Origin of the sequence: Enterobacter sp. LM3 (assembly GCF_046622475.1) — a bacterium.
Classification (GTDB): Bacteria; Pseudomonadota; Gammaproteobacteria; order Enterobacterales; family Enterobacteriaceae; genus Enterobacter; species Enterobacter cloacae_P.
On sequence record NZ_JBJURN010000002.1, the window covers coordinates 191,899 to 212,143 of the forward strand.

18 protein-coding genes and 2 tRNA genes are annotated in these 20,245 nt (G+C 49.1%); 6 read left to right on the plus strand and 14 right to left on the minus strand.

The genetic code is table 11. The annotated features are described in order from the left end of the window. Positions 1-29: 29 nt before the first annotated feature. The 3 genes from fumA to ACJ9N4_RS03070 all read left to right on the plus strand — a co-directional run bounded on the left by fumA (position 30) and on the right by ACJ9N4_RS03070 (position 3,012). Complete coding sequence (gene fumA, locus ACJ9N4_RS03060; protein ID WP_182919844.1) at positions 30-1,679, plus strand: class I fumarate hydratase FumA; 1,650 nt, start codon at positions 30-32, stop codon at positions 1,677-1,679. 359 nt (positions 1,680-2,038) lie between these two features. After that, positions 2,039-2,836 (plus strand): DgsA anti-repressor MtfA, encoded by a 798-nt coding sequence (gene mtfA, locus ACJ9N4_RS03065; RefSeq protein WP_182919843.1) that lies wholly within the window; start codon positions 2,039-2,041, stop codon positions 2,834-2,836. A 100-nt stretch (positions 2,837-2,936) separates the two neighbouring features. After that, a tRNA-Asn gene (locus ACJ9N4_RS03070) sits at positions 2,937-3,012 on the plus strand. Between the two features lie 106 nt (positions 3,013-3,118). On the opposite strand, the gene cbl is transcribed toward ACJ9N4_RS03070, so the two are convergent. Together cbl and nac are read right to left on the minus strand one after the other, a co-directional pair. Further along, positions 3,119-4,069 carry an HTH-type transcriptional regulator Cbl gene (cbl, locus tag ACJ9N4_RS03075; protein ID WP_196390180.1) on the minus strand — a complete coding sequence of 317 codons (951 nt, stop codon included), beginning with the start codon at positions 4,067-4,069 and terminating at the stop codon, positions 3,119-3,121. Between the two features lie 96 nt (positions 4,070-4,165). Further along, positions 4,166-5,083, minus strand: coding sequence for a nitrogen assimilation transcriptional regulator NAC (nac, locus tag ACJ9N4_RS03080; protein ID WP_411500228.1), 918 nt, complete (start codon positions 5,081-5,083; stop codon positions 4,166-4,168). A 319-nt stretch (positions 5,084-5,402) separates the two neighbouring features. On the opposite strand from nac, the gene ACJ9N4_RS03085 reads away from it, so the two are divergent. After that, a tRNA-Asn gene (locus tag ACJ9N4_RS03085) sits at positions 5,403-5,478 on the plus strand. A gap of 163 nt (positions 5,479-5,641) precedes the next feature. Here the strand turns inward: ACJ9N4_RS03085 and ACJ9N4_RS03090 are convergent. The 4 genes from ACJ9N4_RS03090 to ACJ9N4_RS03105 are packed head-to-tail and all read right to left on the minus strand — an operon-like array spanning position 5,642 to position 10,651. Then, positions 5,642-7,027 carry a DHA2 family efflux MFS transporter permease subunit gene (locus ACJ9N4_RS03090; protein ID WP_196390181.1) on the minus strand — a complete coding sequence of 462 codons (1,386 nt, stop codon included), beginning with the start codon at positions 7,025-7,027 and terminating at the stop codon, positions 5,642-5,644. A 27-nt stretch (positions 7,028-7,054) separates the two neighbouring features. Continuing rightward, positions 7,055-8,035: a hypothetical protein gene (locus ACJ9N4_RS03095; RefSeq protein WP_182919840.1), complete on the minus strand. Its 981-nt coding sequence runs from the start codon at positions 8,033-8,035 to the stop codon at positions 7,055-7,057. Next, a complete protein-coding gene (locus ACJ9N4_RS03100; protein WP_182919839.1) occupies positions 8,032-9,174 on the minus strand; it encodes a hypothetical protein in 1,143 nt (380 codons plus the stop codon). Before ACJ9N4_RS03100 ends, ACJ9N4_RS03095 begins: the two co-directional genes overlap by 4 nt. A 49-nt stretch (positions 9,175-9,223) precedes the next feature. Next, positions 9,224-10,651 carry a bifunctional 2-methylcitrate dehydratase/aconitate hydratase gene (locus tag ACJ9N4_RS03105; protein ID WP_182271919.1) on the minus strand — a complete coding sequence of 476 codons (1,428 nt, stop codon included), beginning with the start codon at positions 10,649-10,651 and terminating at the stop codon, positions 9,224-9,226. 568 nt (positions 10,652-11,219) lie between these two features. Here ACJ9N4_RS03105 and ACJ9N4_RS03110 point away from each other — a divergent pair. After that, the gene (locus tag ACJ9N4_RS03110; protein WP_411500229.1) at positions 11,220-12,107 is read left to right on the plus strand and encodes a LysR family transcriptional regulator; all 888 of its coding nucleotides are present in this window, start codon (positions 11,220-11,222) and stop codon (positions 12,105-12,107) included. A gap of 235 nt (positions 12,108-12,342) precedes the next feature. On the opposite strand, the gene ACJ9N4_RS03115 is transcribed toward ACJ9N4_RS03110, so the two are convergent. From ACJ9N4_RS03115 to ldtA, 6 genes are all read right to left on the minus strand, one after another. Continuing rightward, positions 12,343-13,557: an acyltransferase family protein gene (locus ACJ9N4_RS03115; RefSeq protein ID WP_182271921.1), complete on the minus strand. Its 1,215-nt coding sequence runs from the start codon at positions 13,555-13,557 to the stop codon at positions 12,343-12,345. 180 nt (positions 13,558-13,737) lie between these two features. Next, positions 13,738-14,571 (minus strand): MBL fold metallo-hydrolase, encoded by an 834-nt coding sequence (locus tag ACJ9N4_RS03120; RefSeq protein WP_411500230.1) that lies wholly within the window; start codon positions 14,569-14,571, stop codon positions 13,738-13,740. 10 nt (positions 14,572-14,581) lie between these two features. Beyond that, positions 14,582-14,908 carry a hypothetical protein gene (locus ACJ9N4_RS03125; RefSeq protein ID WP_182919834.1) on the minus strand — a complete coding sequence of 109 codons (327 nt, stop codon included), beginning with the start codon at positions 14,906-14,908 and terminating at the stop codon, positions 14,582-14,584. A 53-nt stretch (positions 14,909-14,961) separates the two neighbouring features. Continuing rightward, on the minus strand, positions 14,962-15,510 hold the full coding sequence (locus tag ACJ9N4_RS03130) for a peptidylprolyl isomerase (protein WP_182271924.1): 549 nt from the start codon (positions 15,508-15,510) through the stop codon (positions 14,962-14,964). Positions 15,511-15,604: 94 nt separating this feature from the next. Further along, entirely contained in the window at positions 15,605-16,387 is a 783-nt protein-coding gene (locus tag ACJ9N4_RS03135; protein WP_182271925.1) for an alpha/beta fold hydrolase, read from the minus strand. A 327-nt stretch (positions 16,388-16,714) separates the two neighbouring features. Next, entirely contained in the window at positions 16,715-17,611 is an 897-nt protein-coding gene (ldtA, locus tag ACJ9N4_RS03140) for a L,D-transpeptidase (protein WP_196390183.1), read from the minus strand. A 211-nt stretch (positions 17,612-17,822) separates the two neighbouring features. Here ldtA and ACJ9N4_RS03145 point away from each other — a divergent pair, with 211 nt between their 5' ends. After that, positions 17,823-18,716, plus strand: a complete 894-nt coding sequence (locus ACJ9N4_RS03145) for a LysR family transcriptional regulator (RefSeq protein WP_182919831.1) — start codon at positions 17,823-17,825, stop codon at positions 18,714-18,716. On the opposite strand, the gene ACJ9N4_RS03150 is transcribed toward ACJ9N4_RS03145, so the two are convergent. Together ACJ9N4_RS03150 and ACJ9N4_RS03155 are read right to left on the minus strand one after the other, a co-directional pair. Next, the gene (locus ACJ9N4_RS03150) at positions 18,682-19,575 is read right to left on the minus strand and encodes a DUF6282 family protein (protein ID WP_411500231.1); all 894 of its coding nucleotides are present in this window, start codon (positions 19,573-19,575) and stop codon (positions 18,682-18,684) included. The genes ACJ9N4_RS03145 and ACJ9N4_RS03150 overlap by 35 nt on opposite strands. Continuing rightward, the gene (locus ACJ9N4_RS03155) at positions 19,572-20,240 is read right to left on the minus strand and encodes an RraA family protein (protein ID WP_196390186.1); all 669 of its coding nucleotides are present in this window, start codon (positions 20,238-20,240) and stop codon (positions 19,572-19,574) included. Before ACJ9N4_RS03155 ends, ACJ9N4_RS03150 begins: the two co-directional genes overlap by 4 nt. Positions 20,241-20,245 lie beyond the last annotated feature (5 nt).

A 20,245-nucleotide genomic window follows, 5' to 3' on the forward strand; every position in this document is an offset into this window, starting at 1 on the left:
GCGGTTTTATTTTTATGGAGCAATACGCTATGTCGAATAAACCGTTTGTTTACCAGAACCCCTTCCCGCTCGCGCACGACGATACCGAATACTATCTGCTGACCAAAGAGCACGTCTCAGTTGTCGGATTCGACGGTCAGGAAGTGCTGAAAGTGGAGCCAGAAGCACTGACCCTGCTGGCACAACAAGCCTTCCACGATGCTGCGTTTATGCTGCGCCCTTCACACCAGAAGCAGGTTGCAGCCATTCTTCATGACCCTGAAGCCAGTGAGAACGACAAATACGTGGCTCTGCAGTTCCTGCGTAATTCCGAAATTGCCGCCAAAGGCGTATTGCCGACCTGTCAGGACACCGGCACAGCCATCATCATGGGTAAAAAAGGCCAGCGCGTCTGGACCGGTGGCGGTGACGAGGCAGCCCTGAGTCAGGGCGTTTACAACACCTACACCGAAGACAACCTGCGCTACTCCCAGAATGCGGCGCTGGATATGTATAAAGAGGTCAACACCGGCACTAACCTGCCTGCGCAAATTGACCTCTACAGCGTTGATGGCGACGAATACAAATTCCTGTGCATGGCAAAAGGCGGCGGCTCTGCCAACAAAACCTATCTCTACCAGGAAACCAAAGCGCTGATCACCCCTGCGAAGCTGAAAAATTATCTGGTTGAGAAAATGCGCACCCTCGGTACTGCAGCGTGCCCGCCGTACCATATCGCCTTCGTGATTGGCGGTACGTCAGCAGAAAGCACCCTGAAAACCGTGAAGCTCGCCTCCACCCGTTACTACGACGGTCTGCCAACGGAAGGGAACGAGCACGGCCAGGCGTTCCGCGATGTTCAGCTCGAACAGGAACTGTTGCAGGAAGCGCAAAATCTGGGGCTTGGCGCGCAGTTTGGCGGCAAATACTTTGCCCACGATATCCGCGTTATTCGTCTGCCGCGTCACGGTGCATCTTGCCCGGTCGGAATGGGTGTATCCTGCTCCGCAGACCGCAACATCAAGGCTAAGATCAACCGCGACGGCATCTGGATTGAGAAGCTGGAGCACAACCCAGGCCAGTACATTCCTGAATCCCTGCGTCAACAGGGCGAAGGCGATGTGGTGAGCATTCATCTCGACAAACCGATGAATGAGATCCTGGCGCAGCTTTCTGCTCACCCGGTGTCTACGCGCCTGTCGCTGAACGGTACCATCATCGTGGCGCGCGATATCGCCCACGCGAAGCTGAAAGAGCTGCTCGATAACGGCGAAGAACTGCCGCAGTACGTAAAAGATCATCCAATCTACTACGCTGGCCCGGCCAAAACACCGGAAGGTTATGCCTCTGGCTCGTTAGGCCCAACCACCGCAGGCCGTATGGACTCGTATGTGGACTTACTGCAATCCCACGGTGCGAGCATGATCATGCTGGCAAAAGGTAACCGCAGCCAGCAGGTGACCGATGCCTGCCATAAACACGGCGGTTTCTACCTCGGTAGCATTGGCGGCCCGGCGGCGGTACTGGCGCAAAACAGCATCAAGCGCCTTGAGTGTGTGGCTTACCCTGAGCTGGGTATGGAGGCTATCTGGAAAATCGAGGTGGAGAACTTCCCGGCGTTTATCCTGGTGGATGATAAAGGTAACGACTTCTTCCAGCAGATCCAGAACAAACAGTGCGCAGGCTGTTCACAGCGCTAAAGACCCGAAGCCAGGCCATGCCTGGCTTTTATGCCTTCACCATAAAAACCCCCTGATTTTCAGAAAATTAATGTTTCCTGTTGACTGCAGGAATGACATAAATCTTTTTACTCGCCAGCCAGAAAGAGCATTCAGTAGCAGGTTGTGTTTCAGCGTCACGACTGAGTTCACAAAATGAATGACAGAGTTGCAAAGCGCTATTCACTCTGCGGCCTAAATGATAACTTACCTGAAGAAAAGATGCCTGGCTCGCCCAGGCATCGCGCCATTTTGATGGTTGCCATCATGATGAGGCGTTGGCATTTTAACAGACCCTGACCTTTCAATTTTGTTCTGGTAACGAGTTTGCGAGCAAAGCGATGATTAAGTGGCCCTGGAAATCGAATGAAGCTGGTCCGAGCATGGCGCTGCCGTGGGATGAAGCGCTGGCGATCCCTGTACTGGCTAATCTCCAGCCGGATGAGCAGTCAAAGCTGATTCAGCTGGCAGATCGTTTTTTGCAGCAAAAGCGCCTGGTCCCACTACAGGGTTTCGAACTGGATCCCCTTAAAAATACGCGTATCGCCCTGCTTTTCTGTTTACCTGTACTGGAACTGGGTATTGAGTGGCTGGATGGTTTCCACGAAGTGCTTATCTACCCTGCCCCGTTCGTGGTGGATGATGAATGGCAGGACGATATCGGCCTGGTGCATAACCAGCGGGTGGTGCAGTCCGGGCAAAGCTGGCAGCAAGGGCCGATTATCCTGAACTGGCTGGATATTCAGGATTCGTTCGATGCTTCGGGATTCAACCTGATTGTGCATGAAGTGGCGCATAAACTGGATACCCGCAACGGCGATCGTGCCAGTGGTGTACCGCTAATCCCACTTCGTGAAGTCGCGGGATGGGAGCACGATCTGCATGCTGCAATGGATAACATCCAGGATGAGATAGACCTGGTGGGTGAAAGTGCGGCCAGTATTGATGCTTACGCTGCAACCGATCCCGCAGAGTGTTTTGCCGTACTGTCAGAATATTTCTTCAGCGCTCCCGAGCTTTTTGCCCCACGCTTCCCGGCACTGTGGCAACGTTTTTGCCATTTCTATCAGCAAGATCCTCTGCAGCGTTTACGTAAAAATGGCGAACCCGGCGATAACGTATCCGTCCAGGTTCATTAAAACAGCAGTTTGCAGTTTAATTAATCAATTGAATCAGCGTGTTAATTTTAGTGTTGACACAAATTAGCGAGGCCATTAACATGCGCCTCGTTCACACGATTCCTCTGTAGTTCAGTCGGTAGAACGGCGGACTGTTAATCCGTATGTCACTGGTTCGAGTCCAGTCAGAGGAGCCAAATTTAAGAAGCCTGCTTAAGGAAACTTAAGCAGGCTTCTTGCTTTTCTGCGTTCTGAAAAATTGCCCGGCAGCGCTGAGCTTACCGGGCTGACAGAACCCCTCACCTAAATCTGGTAATCAATTGCGGCTTCTTCTGGCTCCATGACCTGGCGTTTAATCTCATCCACCGACAGCCCGGCATTGCACAACTCAATAAACCGCCACACGTAGTTGCGCTGCAACTGGCCCCGCTTGAGGCCCAGCCATACGGTATTAGCATCAAACAGGTGGCGGGTATCAAGACGCACCAGGTCCCCCACGTCATGCTCGCCACCGGACTGTTCCGCTACCAGGCCAATCCCCAGCCCTAACCCAACATATGTTTTGATGACGTCCGAATCCTGGGCGCTCAGCACCACATCCGGCGTTATCCCTTTGCGGTTGAAGGCCTCGTCAATGCGCGAACGTCCGGTAATACCCTGCCGGTAGGTAATCAGCGGCCATTTGCCGATCTCTTCCAGCGTCAGCGGTGAAACCTGATGAAGTGGATGATCGACGGGAAGTAATAAACTGTGGTGCCAGCGGAACCACGGGAATGCCACCAGCAGCGGATCGTTGCTCAGCCGCTCGCTGGCGATCCCGATATCTGCCCCACCGTTTTGCAACAGCACGTCAATTTCCTGCGGGGTGCCCTGAATCAACTCCAGACGCACATCCGGGAAGAGCTCACGAAACGCTTTAATCACTGGCGGCAGGCTGTAACGTGCCTGCGTGTGGGTCGTGGCGATGGTCAGTACGCCTGAAGCATCATTGGTAAAGAGATCCGCCAGGCGGCGCACATTACTGGCCTCGTTGAGGATCCTCTCCGCGATGGTCAGCAATGCCTTGCCAGGCTCCGTCATGCCAAGCAGGCGCTTACCACGGCGGATAAAAATCTCAATACCAAGCTCTTCTTCCAGCTCGCGGATATGGCGACTGACGCCCGACTGGGAGGTATAAAGCATATTGGCGACTTCAGTCAGGTTGTAATCCCGTCTGGCCGCCTCACGGATAATTTTAAGCTGCTGGAAATTCACGATTCACTCCGGCACATCTGACATAACACTATTGTTAAAGTCAGTTGAGCTGCAGAACAAATAATAAAAACCAGCATCTTATGCTTTTATGGAATATCAGCTCACGAGCTGCAGTTCACGATTTTCCAGCGATGGCTTGCTCACCAGAGACATCAAAATTTCTTTTACCGCCTGCGCCTGCGGTGACAACGAACCGCGGGCTGACATGTTCAGCGACAGCGGTAAGCTCATGGATGGTGTCGTGATCCGCGCCATCCAGCCATTTGCCGCACTGCACAGTGCACGCGCGGCAGATTCCGGCAGAACCGTGACGCCCATCCCGCTGGCAATAGCCGCGGTCAGCGTTGAGATAGAGTCAATTTCGCCAATGATTTTTGCCGTCAGACGTCGCAGCGAGAACGCTTCGTCCACGCGCACACGCACGGCGCTGTAATCACGCGGCAGGAAGAGATTCATCTCTGCAACGGCAGTTAAATCAACGTTCTGCCCCGGGCAGTCACGCGTCCCTACCAGGTAAAGATCTTCTTTCAGCAGCGGCTGGCTGGTGATCCCGGCAACCGGAGAACGGTCATAAAGCACGGCCATATCCAGCTGACCATTAAGCAGCTTGTCATTCAGTACAGACCCGCTGTTCTCGTGCAGATAAACCAGCACATCCGGCAGTTCGGCACGCACGGCCTGCAACAACGGCATGGTAATAGAGGAGGCCGCCGTTCCCGGAGCCAGCCCGATGGAAACATGTCCGCTCAGCGTATGACCCACACTGTTCACCGCCAGCTGAGCCTGTTCGCACTGGCGCAGAATGGTACGAGCATGGGTATAGAGAATTTTGCCTGCTTCTGTTGGGGTCACGCCGCGTTTTGTGCGGATAAGCAATTGCTGATCCATCTCACCTTCCAGAGTCGCCACTTGCTGGCTCAGCGCAGGCTGCGCGATATGCAGCACTTCCGCCGCTTGCGTCAGGCTGCCAATATCGACGATTTTTACGAAGTATTTCAGTCGTCTTAAGTTCATTTTGCCCCCTGTTCGAAATGCTGTGCCGGTACTGGCTGTCGTTGTTGAACAGGTTTTGCAATATGAATGCCAGTTTTTCGAAGAGGTCTGATTTGTTGCTAACAGCCTGAAAATAAGGAAACCTAATCATTGATGTTGGTTTTATTACTGAAACAGCAGTTTATGATCTGCCCCATAAGGGGTATACCCGCACCATAACGGTGCATTTCGTTGTCAAAAACGTCACTTTGCTGATTTTGTCAGCAAACGATCAAAAGGCATTGATCCACCCTTTGACAAGCACCGCTGACGTCGATAATATGCGCTCCGTTCACACGATTCCTCTGTAGTTCAGTCGGTAGAACGGCGGACTGTTAATCCGTATGTCACTGGTTCGAGTCCAGTCAGAGGAGCCAAATTTAGAAAAGCCTGCTTTTAAAGCAGGCTTTTTGCTTTTCTGCGTTTCATCTCCATCGCATCTGACATAGCAATCTGCCCGCACGCATATTGAGACCAACGTGTCAGCAGCCGAACGACATTGACCAGCTGTTGACATAAAGCACAGATCCCCTCAATCACTTACCGGTGCAGACGTAACGTACTGGCAAGAGACGATATAGCCGATATAGCACAGGCCACGCCAAACACATAGACGGCAAACTGAGCGCCCGCGTGCCCTGTTAATCCATTCAACAATGCAATTATCATCGCAACCAACGCAGCACCAATAGATTGCCCTGCAGTTCTGGCGGTTGACAGTACTCCCGAGGCCGTTACCGTTCGGTTTGCCGCGACATTTGAAAACATTTCCTTGTTGTTTGGCGGAAGGAAGAAACCATAACCAATGCCGCAAACCGCCACGCGCCACAGAAAATCCCCCACCGTCGCGGCTTCCGGCAACAAAGCCAGTGAGCCTAAGCCAAGGCAAAAGACCATCACACCAACCGTGGATATCTGGGTCGGATTGAAACGGTTTGATAGCCTGCCCGCAAGCGGGGCGCAGAACGCCACGGCAACTGGCCACGGTGTAAAGATGTATGCGGATTCCAGTACGGAGTAGTGATAAGTATGCTGCAACACAAAGGGTAAGCCGACCAGTGCCATCCCCTGCGCGACAAACATGGAAACAGAAGAGAGCACCGCAAAGCTGTATTGCCTGGAACGAAATATATCAAGCGGCAATAATGGGTTCCTGGAACTCCTCTGGGCTTTTAAAAAGATGGCAAACAGCACGACAGACGCAACAGCGCAAAATATCAGCGTGCTATTCTCCCAGCGTCCAATTTGATCAACAGCAATAACCATCAAGCCTAATGCTGCCGCTGAGCTAATCGCCCCTCCCCAATCGAAACCCTTCTCTTTTTCGGTATCTTCCCCCAGGGAGATAAGCGAGAACACAACAGCAAGTCCTCCCAACGGGATATTGATATAGAACAGCCAGGGCCAGGACAGGTAAGAGATGATCAAACCACCCAACGCAGGACCAATGGCCGTGCCTACCGCGAATACCAGTGCATTCAGTCCAAATATCGTTCCCAGCGCATTGGGTGGAAAGATCACCCGATACAGACCTAATCCAACGCTTATCATCACCGCATAACTCACCCCCTGGAGTACGCGCATGGCAACCAGTACGCCAAAGGTCGGCGAAAGGCTACAGCCCAGCGAAGACAGAGTGAACAACACCATCCCGGCCGTGTAGAAACGTCGCTCCCCTATCCTTGTTCCCAGCGATGCGCAAATCAGCATCGTCGCAGCGCTGGCAACCTGATAGCCGTTGGTAATCCAGATACTGGAGGCCGAATCTACCTGTAATGCACTGGCAATAGAGGGCAAAGCAATATTGACAATGGAACTGTCCAACGACGCCATCAGAACGCCTATCAAAATAGCCGCAGCAGCCAAATAGCGCCTTGGCGTCTCAAACCCTTGTTCTAAGGTACTGCTAACGCTTACCAACGACATATACTCAAATCCTGTACTGGAATGAAATTACGCGCAAAGACTTTCGCTCTCAACGCCAGCTCCTTCGAGGTAAGCCAGCATGCCCAACATAAGTACCTCTTCAGGTCGGGCGATCACGGGAGAACGTGGTGCTTTCCAGTCCTGTTTACTCCCGTTTATACGGATACTCCTGAGGAAACAGTAGGTCGTGAGAACATAAAACCGATTACGCATACTCTCGCCCATCAGCGGAATCAGGCCTGAAATCCCCCCTATTTCCGGGATTTCACTCAGAATATTGCCGTAGTCTTGTTTCGCCAGAACAAACATAAGTTCATCTGACATCGGTACTATTTTGACTGCATCTTCAACCTCGGCTGCCAGTTCATGCCAAAACGAAAATGCAAACCGGGAAAAACCGAAAAGCGGATCGAGACCACGGACAGAAAAATCAGGGTCAATAAAGCTGGTCTGAGAACGTTCTTCGTTGTAGAGCACGTTACCAAAATGAAAGTTGAAATGCGCCTTTTCAACCGAACGAAATGCTTCGCTCCTGGCCATTTCCAGCGATTTTTCAAAGACCTCTCTGGCAGAGATATTGAAGCGAGTGCCATTGAGCAAAACCGATTTATTAAAGAGATCGTGCGCAAAACGCGTACCTTCCCACTCCTCCATCAATCGGGCTGGCATATCGTTCGCCAACGCAGAATGGCTATCGATTTCAAGGCTGATGGCCTTTTGTATATTTTCCAGCGCAGACTGAACAATTCTCCGCCGCTCTGCCAGCGATCGCCGCTCATCAAACACGATGTTGGATAACGGGAGTGAGTTTTTCTTTTCAAGAACATAGAATTGCCGACCGGCGGCCAGCCCGTCGTGCAAAACCGGAACCATAAGTTCAGGATAGATTTCGTATAATGCTTGTATCTGCTCGACTTCAGCTTTTAGTTTTCCATTAAAAGCTTCAGACCTCGCGGTCTTCACGACAAAACCAGAGCTCAAAAAATCAACGGTATGTGAACTTGTCATTTCTCAATCCCCAAAAAAGTGGCAACGGGTAGTCCCTGCGCAATATTGCGTGCTACGTCCCGAACAACAGCCGTATAACCGACCGTATTGTTAACAAATGACTGGATGATGACTTCACTCAGATTTTGGTTTGCCAGATACGCAGGGCGGAGAATTAGCAAATGATTCGGGTCAGAGAGAATTGTTGAGCACCGGCGTTCATAGGCATAAGCCCGTCCCCCCAGAGGTGTCCTGGAGCCCATGACAATATGAGGATGCGCTTTGCTTACACGCTCAATAGCCTCTTCAATGAGACTGATGCTTAACGCGCCATTATCTTTAACGATAAAGCGGTTTATCTGATATCCTGGCGCATGAACTGGGGCACGTAGCGATACGGTATTTACCAGCGGTGCCCACGGCATTACTTTTTTCTGGCTCATCGCAATTTGGGAAAAACCAGGACGGAGATTGTCACGCGCATCCTGCATTCGTCCCTCAAACGATCGAGTACCAAGCACGCCATTGGGCGTGTCAGGATGCACAATATCGGTTTCAACCGCCACAATATGAGAAGTGTTGCAATTAATGGCGCTGAGTGCGCCGCTCACAACACGCAATGAAGCATGCATACCATTGGTCTGGCAGGATCCCAAACAGTACATGCCGGATTGAACGACCTGGCGTTGTATCGTGCTAATATCGTCGCGGGTCAGATCTCCCAGACAACCGTAGATACTTGGCAGGCTATCTGCCTCAGCAACACCCAACACAACGTCGGCCAGCTCCAGCATATTTCTGGCCACAGGGCTGTTCAGATCCATATCCTGTTTGCTGGTCGCGATAAACCCAATATCAAAACGCCCTTCGACCAGCGGTCCCCCTTTAGCTAAATCGCCAAAGAAGAAATGAATTTCACGACCGTCAACTAGCAGGGTTTCACTGTTGATAATGCTGACCCGGGATTGTATACCGGGATGTGCCATAGCCAGACGAGCCACAATGCCGTCAATCGGACGCAGCTCTGGATAATGTTTATCGACAGAAGGTGGATTCGTTACAACGGTCTGAATCGCGAAACCATCCTGCTGCGGATCGTTCTGAATCAACAGGTTTGCACCAATCTCAGCACCACAGCCAACCAGTATTGCCTTTTTCACTTCAATCACCTTTAACCCTATGAATTTACGCAAATATGTTGAGAAGAACTTAATCCCATGAAAACATTTTCAGGAAGTCAATGACGGGCATATCATCCAGCTTCGCCCCTGACGTCAGGGTCTCGGCCAGACTATCCGCCCTATCACGCAGCGGGCTGTCAGAAAGATTTAGATGGAATTTCGTCAGAAGTGCGTCGAAACATTCTTCACGACGACGGACATGACCGAGCGGATATTCGATAAGTGCCGATATTTCTTCCGCCATCCCATGACACTTGATATAGAGCGCATTCGGGATCGCGCGTTTCTCCGGGTCGTAGTAGCTTTCGGTAAAAGAGGGACGTTCAGTGCAGGTAATTTTCTGGCGTAACGCCTCCAGTCGGGGATCTGAAGCAAGCGGTTCATGAAAATCCTTAATGGTCAGATTTCCGGTTTGAAGCCCCACAGCAATCATGTACTGGAGACAGTGATCGCGATCGGCAGAATTATTCAGTGCACCAGATTTATCAATAATTTGAATCGCTGGACGTGTGGTTTCCACACGAACATATTCGATACTCTCAGGGGAATAACCTTCATCTATTATCCGCTTACGAAGGCAAATAGCCGCCTCAACTGCGGTCTGGGCATGATATTCAGCAGGATTGGGAACTTTGAACAGGATATTCTGGATGACAAAATCTGATAAATTACGCGTCAGATTGAACGGTTGTCCTCTCAGTACCGCATCATCAAATCCCCAGCGACTGGCTGTGAGTGCCGTTGGATATCCCATCTCACCAGTTTGCGCAAACAGCGCAAACTGCAGGCCACGTGCCGTTGCATCTCCAGCAGCCCATGATTTACGTGTCCCCGCATTTGGCGCATGTCGATAGGTTCTAAGAGAATGGCCATCGATAATCACATTGGACAGTGCGCTGAGCGCTTGATCCTTTGATAACCCCAGAATCTGGGCAGCAGCGATTGCAGAGGCCACCTTGACCAACACGACGTGATCAATGCCCAGCGCATTAAAACAGTTAGACAGGCACAGTACACCATGAATTTCATAAGCACGAATCATCATGTTCAGTACGGCAGCCATATTGACAGCCGACTGATGACTATCGGAGAGACTACGCCACGCCGCAGCAGCCAGAATAGCCCCCAGGTTATCGGATGGATGCCCCCATTCTTGCGCAAGCCATGTATCGTTAAACTCAAGCCAGCGGATCATTGAGCCGATCTGAAACGCCGCTTCGATCGGCCCCAGGCGTAGTGCGGTGCCCACTACAGGTACACCCTGGCTGTTTTTACTGAATTGCACACTGCGCATCAGCCTGGAACAATCAGAATCAGTAGAGGCAGCAATCGCACACCCTATCGAATCCAGCAGACAAAAACGCGCCAGGCGGAGCGTCTCATTATCAAAGGTTGCTTGCTCATAAGCATAGTCAACCAGCTCGATCATTATTTTATCAAACTCAGCGTGCGCCATATTTTATCCCATATACGAAAAGAATTTTTCACTAATACGAATAATGAAGGCCAGGGAAGGCATAAATTTGCATATAAATAATTAGATAACCAGTTGATCTACAAGTGCAAAGTAAAAATCCAGGCCTCACACATAAAATCGTAATTTGCATGGCAATAAAAAACCAGCGAATAAAATCGAGGTATACATCGAAAAGATTGATACCCCGCCGTATTATGGTGTGAGTAGTCGATACAATAGGATTTTAAAGCGCGCAGGATATTAAAAAGAAATATGTGGATTAATGCCAAACCGTCTCTGTAAAAACGTTCCGACAACATTCATTGCAAGCCAACAAGGAGGGAGACACTGTGGAACTCTGCACAATCTCATCAGTAAGCAATTGATAAACATATCATTATTTATACTGGATTTTTGGGTGACGACAGGAATAAGTGATTAAATTTCAACCACCCCTCCCAATTTTTGTTCGTTCAACACTTTGGATTAGAAACATAGTGACAAACTCATTGCCATAAATTATAAACATTATCGAAACAATGAGTTAACTTTCAGCATGAGGTCTCAAATGAAGATAAGTGAACTTCTTGCCTTCGTGACAGTCGTGGAGACAGGGAATATAACCCAAGCCGCAGAGCGCCTGAATCGAGTGCAATCCAGCATCTCCCACCGAATACGGAGCCTGGAGGATAACCTTGATGTCATCCTTTTAGACAGAAGAACAGACGGGTGCTCACCTACTGCGCAAGGCCAGATACTTTATGAGTATGCGCTAAAAATTCTTAACCTCGCGGATGATTGCAAAAACAACATCTCCTACTCTAAAAACAGTCAGTTGACCATTAGGGTTGGGATAATTGAATGCTTACCTCCCTATATTATTAGTTCATTGATCGATTTAGGCCAGGATCTAGGCTGGAATATCGACATTTCTATAGGAAATACAATAAGTTTACTCAGCGCCTTCGATAAAAATGAGTTCGATGCGGTAATCATCGGTGCCGGTTTTTCCAATGCACAACATGCGCGAACCCTATTACTCTCCAGTGAATTGGTGATTATTACTGAGAAAAGTCATCCTCGTATAACCGATATATCCAGTCTGGATGGCGAGGTTTTTTTGCTTAGTAGCAAAAAATGTGCAACTTCAACGCGCAATTTCAATGTGCTCTTCGATGAAGGAAATATCACACCAAAACGCGTGGTTGAATGTGGATCCTATCCTGTGCTGTTTTCAAGCATTGCCGCTGGTAAAGGAGTGTCGCTCGTATTGCGTTGCTCGATCAGTAGTGAAGTAAAGAGCAAGATAAAAATTCATCAGCTATCCGGCCAGTTCAATGATTTCAAAATAGAGCTTTTATCCCGAACAGACTGTGCCTATCTGGATAGCGCCAAATTTACAGATATGGTGGCTTCCGTCTTTCAGGACCCACGGCTGCGCGATGTCGGCTACTAGCATACTTGTACAGGCATTACACGGTATCCTTTCATCAGGAGCACTATTGATAAAATTCACTAAACGGAGATACCGTGTCGTTTATGGAGGAGCCGATAAAAGGTTTCAGGTTTCTTACTGATTAAGCAGTAAAGAGTGGGAGAGCATCTACTTAACGCATGCCCTCCCACCGGATGAACGGAAGCCACCTCGTGCTTTGATGAGGCAATGCCCTGGTAGCAGTGCATTTCCGGTGTTACGAAGATTCGCGAATGCTGATCAACTTTTTCGTTCTGAACTTCACCAGAATGATTTTCATCATCGGTACTTCAAAGTACTTGTACACAAATGACGCGCAGGCAATTGACAGAATCAGCGTAACCGCAATAAGCCCTCCTCCTTCCACCAGATCAAACTTCCTTCCCGCCGTCAAATTCAAAAAATAGAAGAGCACTAAAAAATGTACCATATAGAATGCATAGGAGATCTCACCTAACCAAACCGATGTATTATGGTTAAATACCGTCTTTCTGGTTTTTAAATCATCACCCGCAAGAGAAGTAATTAACAAACAAACTGGAATGATAAATACAACACTCATACTGAACTGGAATGGGATATACATAGATCCGATATATGTTGCAACAAGTAAGGCAAGCGAGGTAATTTTCGGCAGCATGATTTCCCGTCCATTGATCAGCAATCGCGCAGCAAACATACCGGCCAGAAACTCAAAAATTCGTGCTGGTGGGAAAATATATGACATCCAGAAGTGATGCTGGGAAATGGGAAAAGCCCCCATCATTTTATTCGGTTCAACCCAGCTATAAATGGACATTTGGACCAGGAAGGAGGCTGCAGTGACAGCAATTAATCCCAGAAAATCATACTTTTCAGGTATGGCTTTCATTATTCTAAAAAGGAATGGGAAAGAGAGATAAAACATCGCTTCAATGCATAAAGACCAACTGGGTCTGTTGCCCACAAAGAAGTATCGCACATCGTCAAACCAGGTATTCAACAACAGTAGATTTGATGACCATAATTTATACTGATAAATACTAATTGCACCAATTATAAATGCAATGGCCCAGGTCAGACAATGAGTGGGGTAGATTTTAGCAAAACGCCGCAGGTAAAAATCCCCGACAGTATCGCTATCTTTGGCTGACCACACCATAATAAATCCGCTTAGTATAAAGAAATATGAAACCCCTAACCATCCGGCCTTACTAACCATAACCGTATAAATATGCTGAATGGTTGGGTCTGCAAATGGAGCAAGATCGCTGGGCAGGGATGAATGAAATAAAAAGACTAAAAAAGCGGCCCAAAATCGACTTCCGGTGATCGAAGGCAATTTGGGTCGCAACGATAACTCTCCTGTAGTCATTGGGTTCCTCCCCGATATTTTATTAGCTTCGCCGTGAATAGCATCATCATTGACTTTTCTGGTTATTACAAAATTCATTACACACCCCTATAGATAGTATTTTTATCGACAATTTATTTCCAAACTAATATTAGACTACAGGTATGAAACATTAATAACGGCAAAGCAATATCTTCCCGGATCAATAGAAACCAGGCTGTTAAAAAACTAACGCACGGAGAACTTATTTATATTCTGCAATCACCACTTTGTTCATTGCTAAATATCGACAATTCCGTATCCTGACTGGCGTTTTTCTATATAGCTAAATCCTTGCTCCCCCAAATGCATTCCACCAACAAGGATCCTGTCTGAGCTAACGATATCAAGGATCCTGACTCGTGTCTCTGCTGCCAATTGTGGATCCGAATCGAAGGCTATCGATACATCTGGTTTTAATAATTGGATATGGGGAAAATGGACAATATCGCCCCAAATTAACAAATTTCCATTACTACCCTCGATTCTGTATCCCGTATGACCAGGTGTATGGCCTTTTAATGGAATCGAAAAGATACCAGGTAAAATTTCACCTTCACTAATTAAACGAATTTTATTCTGATACTTTTTGAATATACTCCGCGCTAAAAGGAAATTACCTTTAACACGATCGCTGACAGACTCAAAATTTTCATCATCTTCTATGTAATTAAATTCATCAGCGCTGATCAGCAATTCCGCAAAAGGAAAAACGGCCTCTCCTTGTGAGTTTATCAACCCACCAATATGGTCAGGGTGGGTATGTGTGAGCAGCACTGCATCAATATCATCAGGTTTGATCCCAAGTTCAGCAAGATTGTTAACCAGGTTACCTCCCCAGCCCTTAATACCACCGGCACCACTATCGATCAGGATGTTCTTCCCTTTCCGTCGGACCAGAAAAGTATTAATATGAACCGCATTATGCTCACGTATGCAGGCATTGTCCTGAATTTGTCTACACTCAGACTCGTCTACATTTGCAAGCAGTCCAAAATCAACCTGGAGATAGCCATCGCTTACCGCGGTGACAGAGACATCACCAAGATTCTTCAATGGAAATTTTTCACTCATGATTTATCCTTCAATTTTTAGCACTAATACTATCAGCGTCGTAAAGAAAACAGCGAATTCTCGCCACAACGCCCATTTTTTCTTTAATTAAGATATCAACCTGATGCAAAAACTCATCCATTACAGGTTTGCTACGAAAAACTTCCTGTCTGAGTTTCGCCTCAAAATAAACAGGTGTCCCAAAACCTATCTCCGTAGTTAAATAGCTAATGTGGATATTATTTTCTTTTGCTTTCAGAATTTCCATGGCCAGATTAGCTAAAGAAGTTGAGAACTCAGCAAAAGCACTGGAAGCTATCCGGTGACTTGCAGATGTATAAATAGCAATGCTGGGCATTTGATGTCAGCTCCTGTGAATAAATATCATTACGTAATTAAACCACCCCAACCTTAAATTAGGCGCATTCTTTTTATAACATCAGGATTAACAACCGTACCGATCCCGGCATCACCACGACGGAGTTGGTCAATCAATTCCATACCTTTTATGACTTTTCCGAATGCAGTATAATTTTGATCCAAAAAATGGGTTCTGGTTGAGGTGATAAAAAATTGATGGCAGGCACTATGCGGATTTCTCGATCTCGCCATTCCGAGAGTACCGCGTTCAAACGGTAGGTTATTAAATTCCGCAGCCAGCTTAGGTAATGATTTGTGATCAAACTCCGTATTCCTTACCGGGTCACCCGTTTGCGCCATGAACCCCTCAATAACCCGGGAGAATGGTATACCCTCATAAAATGATGACTGCACCAATGTTTTTATTCTTGCTACATGATTAGGTGCAACGTCTGAAAATAATTGCAGCGTTACGGTTCCGCTATTCAGTTCCATCTCAATGATTTCACCTTGAACATCTAACCATCTCAACGCAGCAGGAAGCACTACGGCACCAGTGCATAAACCCAGGCATCCACCGATAAACAACCGACGATTCATATAATTGACTCCATTCCCACAACAGGGATTTCCACCCGCTGCTATATTTATTCATTAACAGCGCTCATGCACTCCTTATCGATTCTGATGACCGTCAATGTGTATTAACCTTCTCGATAAACGAAATAATTTCGTCGGTGAGCGCATCAGGTTGTTCGAAATTTGGTAAATGAGAAGCACCAGGAATGACATGTAATTCTGCATTGCGCTTTTGCGCCAGACGCTGCGCATAATCTTGTGGCGTCAGTTTGTCCTCTGCACCTCTGACCACAACGGCCCTGACACCGGGAATATGCATATTTGTCAAATCAGTATCGGCAATAGCTAAAGAACAGCCAGAGAAAGCTTCAACCGTTGTACGACGCAGCATCTGCCTTAGGCCATCAGCCTCGGGAGAGTCGATAAATTTCGGCGTAACCCAATTGCTGATAATGCCCCTTTCAAGATGCTCAAGACCATGCTGGAAAACATCTTCCGCCCGCGCACGCCATACCGAAGGTGGAGCGGCATTCACCAGTGAGGTATCGATAATAACCATACCCAGTACCCGTTCAGGCAATTTGAATCCGATCCATTGCGCTATCGTGCCACCTATCGAGACCCCGGCGACATAAAACGTATTGATTTTCAGGTGATCCAGCACAGAGATAACATCATCGGCCAGATCGGACATTGAAAACGGTAACGCATTGACCGCACTTAGCCCGTGCCCCCGAATATCCAGTCTGACAACACGATAGCGTTCGGTTAATCGCGGCATCTGCAAATCCCAGAGGTGCAAATCCGTTCCCAGGGAGTGAAGAAGTATCAATGTCGTCGCATTTTCAGCTCCCTGTACGTCGACATGCTGAGTTAATTTAAGTGGTCGGATAAACATTTAATGCTCCGTATTATTATTTTTACTTTTATCATAGGCTCCACATAATGTGATCCAGGCCCCCCCTCAGATACACCAGTGAAACACTAAAATGATGGATATAACGTCCTCCACATTCTTGTTAGTATTATTAGAGCAATTGTCATCCCTGCTCTAATGGATAATTTCGATATCTCTATCGAAATTGTTGATGCGTGAAAGGGTCTAATGAGCAGAGGCCGCACCCGCGCACGGCCCTATACAGGGGGATTTTTCGGTATAAACAACGCGTGGAATTTGCCAGTCTTTTACGTTAGCTACACTCTGGCGGAAAAACCGGCAATATCTTCAGAGCCCAATCTTCACCGGCATACCTGACCGACGTTCCAGCACGGCACCAGCGCCTTCGGCGGTGAGTTGCGCCCGTAATGCAGGCGAGATCGGCAGTGGCACTTTATTCGTCGATTCAAATTCAGCGCGGTTACGTGACAGCGGCTCATGCACTTCTACCCAATGGCTACCATCCGGTTCAGTGGTCGTTTTGACGGGACGATCGATAAACTGCACACGCGTGCCTACCGGCACGTTATCGAACAGGTATTTAATATCATTGTTGCGCAGGCGGATGCAGCCCTGGCTGACACGCAAGCCAATACCAAAGTTGGCATTAGTGCCATGAATAGCGTACAGCTTACCAATGTAGATCGCATACAACCCCATAGGGTTATCCTCACCCGGTGGCACGTAGGCCGGTAATGTTTTCCCCTCTTTTGCATACTCACGTCGGGTGTTCGGCGTTGGCGTCCAGCCTGGCGCTTCCTGCTTGCGCTCTACTCTCGTCACCCAGTTACGTGGCGTTTCGCGTCCTGCCTGACCAACACCAATTGGCAAAACATCCACGGTATTGCTCCCCTCCGGGTAGTAGTAGAGCCGCATTTCAGCCACGTTAATCACGATGCCCTGACGTGCGGTGTCCGGCAAAATCAGCTGCTGGGGAATGGTTAGCGAAGTACCGGCTTTCGGCAAAAAGGGATCCACGCCAGGATTGGCTTCCAGCATGTTGCTCAGCCCTTGCCCGTACTGCGCAGCATAATACTCCAGCGGTTGGGTATTTCCTTTCGGAACGACCACCGTTAACGGGGCACCGACAAGACGGCTACCCTCAGGTGGAAGCGGATACGTAACGGCCAGAGCACAAGGGGCGACGGCGGCAAGCACCAGAGCAAGCGTGGATAAACGGATCATAATTTCCCTGTTATAAAACATGGTAGTGATAGGCTAACTATAACCTCTGGTTGAAGATTTTGTGAGGAAAGCCATACGAACAGACCATCTCTTCGCTGGCACATCATGCAGAAAAACCCGCATCCAGTAATCTATTCATGTTAAAAACCAGCACAATATGCTAAAGAAATCGTGCCAGAATAGAGAGGCTTGAACAGGTCAGGAGGACACGATGCTGGAAAATATGAAAGCATTCAGAATGGTGGTGGAGTGCCAGGGGTTCCGCGCTGCGGCGATCGCCATGAAACTCTCACCCGCCATGATAAGCCGCAGAATTGAAAAGCTGGAATGTGAAGTTAATGCGCAGCTTATCAAACGCAATTCTCGGCGCATTTCCCTGACGTCGGCAGGAGAACAATTTTATCAGCGCTGTCAGCTGATTATCGATGAATATGAATCCTGCCTCAGGGATGTGAAAAGTCTCAGTAACGAGATCAGCGGTAGCCTCAAGGTGGGTATTCCCCACTCGATTAATAACCAGCACGTCATCCCGCATCTGAAATCATTTTTTGAGCGTTATCCGAATATAAAGCTGGATATTGTGACCGGAAATCACTGCATGGAGTTGTTCAGCCACGGCTTTGATCTGGCGCTTCAGTGTGGACCGTTACCCGACAGCAACCTTTACTACACGTTGATTGGCTACTGGCGAAAACACACTTGTCTTTCGCGAGGCTATGCGCTGCAGCATGGCATTCCGCAGCATCCTGACGAACTGCACAAGCACACCTGTCTTCTGCACTTTGATAATCACCGCCGCAGCTGGAAGTTTGTTATTGAGGACGAACCCGTTGAGATCCGTCCTCATTACGTCTCCAGAGTCAGTAACAGCCTCGATCTCTGCAGTATGGTGCATCACGGGTTGGGAATATGTTACCTCCCGGACTTCACGCTGAAAGCGGGGATTGAGTCAGGCGACATCATCACCGCGCTTGATGCCTTTATGCCTGCACCGCTGCCGATGTATGTGGTGCACATCAATCCTCACCCGTCCCCCAAAGAACAGGCGTTTATTGATTTTATCCGAACCCTCAACCTTGCGACCGCCCCGGCTCCAGCATCCTGAGCGGGTTCAGGCGGGTGACAGCATCTCTTCGCTCTGCGTCAATCCCGGCGGCCTGAAACCAGCGGTGACTGTCTTCCAGCCAGTCACCGATGTCAGGCTGTCCTGGCTGACCCAAATCGGAGCTATAGACCACGTTTTTCACTCCTGTCAGCACCTCATACAGATCGTCAAGTGGCTGATAGCCGAGGTAGACAGTCAACGCACATTGCTCAACATAAAGCCAGTCGTGTTCTCCCAGCGCCCGTAGCTCGCTGGCAGAGAACCCCGTCATGGGGTTCGCAGGCTGATTCAGCATAAGACGACAACCCCCTACCCGCTCGACGGCCTCAATAAGACGCAAGGTTTGATCTTTCGTGGCGTGCCCGGACGAGATCACAATGTCATGATGCCTGGCGAAATAGATTAATGCCTCTACCTCAGGGCGCAATTTACCGTCCTCATCCGCGATCGTGAGCGGTAGCCCGGCAAAATGTCGGGCATATTCGTTGCTGAAGGTTCGGGACAACGCACTCTTGTGCGCTGTGGGAATCACCGTTGGCAGATGCACCAGCAACCGGGGAGCACCGTCGAACTGATACTGACTCAACGCCTGGCGGACAACGTTGAGGTTGATCCCCCCGGCGGCTGCGTTCAGCACCACCGATCCAAACACCGGCAGTGCCATCTCCTGCATCGCGGCGGCCAGAGCGCTGACACTCCCCAGATGATTCTTTAACACCACGCCCCCCTGGTGCCGGGCGTACCGTTCTCCGGCCTCCGCTGCGGAATAACGCCGGTGATAGCTGTCCGGACGAGCATGATAGTGGACGTCAAGGAAACGCAACCGGGGGGCCCAGTAGTCAAAAAACTGACGGGTCATGCTTTCGCTTCCCAGGGAACATGGTAGCCAAGCTGTTGGCGGGCAACGTCAAGCGACGTGCCGCCATTAATGGCACCGATGATTTTCCGCTCCGTGTTCTCAACATTTTCAGCCCGGCGGATCACCTCTTCCAGATGTTCGCCAGGGATCACCAGAACACCGTTGTCATCCCCGAACACCCAGTCACCCGGGCAAACCGTCACGCCACCGATATCCAGCGCACACTGTACCGCACTGACCCGTGCCCGGTTTTTCCCGGAAACCATATAGATATTGCTGGAAAACAAGGAGTACCCCATCTGGCGGATATCCGCGATATCCCTGGCTGAGCCATAAATAACCGACCCGGCGATACCTTTTTGCAGCGCTTTGGTGGTCAGAATGTTGCCCCAGCTCGTGCAGTCTGTACGTCCGCCATTGTCCACGACAATGACCGCCCCAGCCGGTACCTCATCAATGTAATTTCCTGCATTCATAAACTGATTTTTCTCAGGCGTACAGGATTCATACTTGACGGTAAAAGCTGGCCCCGCAATTTTTTTACCACCCGCCTGCGGCTTAATACCGGCCAGCCCACCCGCAATATACAAACTGTCCAGCGCATCCGAGATGGCAGCCGTATCCAGCGCCAGCAGGCGCGTCTGAAGGGTATGTTGAGTTGTCATGGTTG

Excerpts from the sequence above, each read along its gene's own strand:
- fumA (WP_182919844.1), top strand. The coding sequence starts at position 30 with ATGTCGAATAAACCGTTTGTTTACCAGAACCCCTTCCCGCTCGCGCAC.
- mtfA (WP_182919843.1), top strand. The coding sequence starts at position 2,039 with ATGATTAAGTGGCCCTGGAAATCGAATGAAGCTGGTCCGAGCATGGCG.
- nac (WP_411500228.1), bottom strand. The coding sequence starts at position 5,083 with ATGAACTTAAGACGACTGAAATACTTCGTAAAAATCGTCGATATTGGC.
- ACJ9N4_RS03090 (WP_196390181.1), bottom strand. The coding sequence starts at position 7,027 with ATGTCGTTGGTAAGCGTTAGCAGTACCTTAGAACAAGGGTTTGAGACG.
- ACJ9N4_RS03095 (WP_182919840.1), bottom strand. The coding sequence starts at position 8,035 with ATGACAAGTTCACATACCGTTGATTTTTTGAGCTCTGGTTTTGTCGTG.
- ACJ9N4_RS03105 (WP_182271919.1), bottom strand. The coding sequence starts at position 10,651 with ATGGCGCACGCTGAGTTTGATAAAATAATGATCGAGCTGGTTGACTAT.
- ACJ9N4_RS03110 (WP_411500229.1), top strand. The coding sequence starts at position 11,220 with ATGAAGATAAGTGAACTTCTTGCCTTCGTGACAGTCGTGGAGACAGGG.
- ACJ9N4_RS03115 (WP_182271921.1), bottom strand. The coding sequence starts at position 13,557 with ATGAATTTTGTAATAACCAGAAAAGTCAATGATGATGCTATTCACGGC.
- ACJ9N4_RS03120 (WP_411500230.1), bottom strand. The coding sequence starts at position 14,571 with ATGAGTGAAAAATTTCCATTGAAGAATCTTGGTGATGTCTCTGTCACC.
- ACJ9N4_RS03125 (WP_182919834.1), bottom strand. The coding sequence starts at position 14,908 with ATGCCCAGCATTGCTATTTATACATCTGCAAGTCACCGGATAGCTTCC.
- ACJ9N4_RS03130 (WP_182271924.1), bottom strand. The coding sequence starts at position 15,510 with ATGAATCGTCGGTTGTTTATCGGTGGATGCCTGGGTTTATGCACTGGT.
- ACJ9N4_RS03135 (WP_182271925.1), bottom strand. The coding sequence starts at position 16,387 with ATGTTTATCCGACCACTTAAATTAACTCAGCATGTCGACGTACAGGGA.
- ldtA (WP_196390183.1), bottom strand. The coding sequence starts at position 17,611 with ATGATCCGTTTATCCACGCTTGCTCTGGTGCTTGCCGCCGTCGCCCCT.
- ACJ9N4_RS03145 (WP_182919831.1), top strand. The coding sequence starts at position 17,823 with ATGCTGGAAAATATGAAAGCATTCAGAATGGTGGTGGAGTGCCAGGGG.
- ACJ9N4_RS03150 (WP_411500231.1), bottom strand. The coding sequence starts at position 19,575 with ATGACCCGTCAGTTTTTTGACTACTGGGCCCCCCGGTTGCGTTTCCTT.
- ACJ9N4_RS03155 (WP_196390186.1), bottom strand. The coding sequence starts at position 20,240 with ATGACAACTCAACATACCCTTCAGACGCGCCTGCTGGCGCTGGATACG.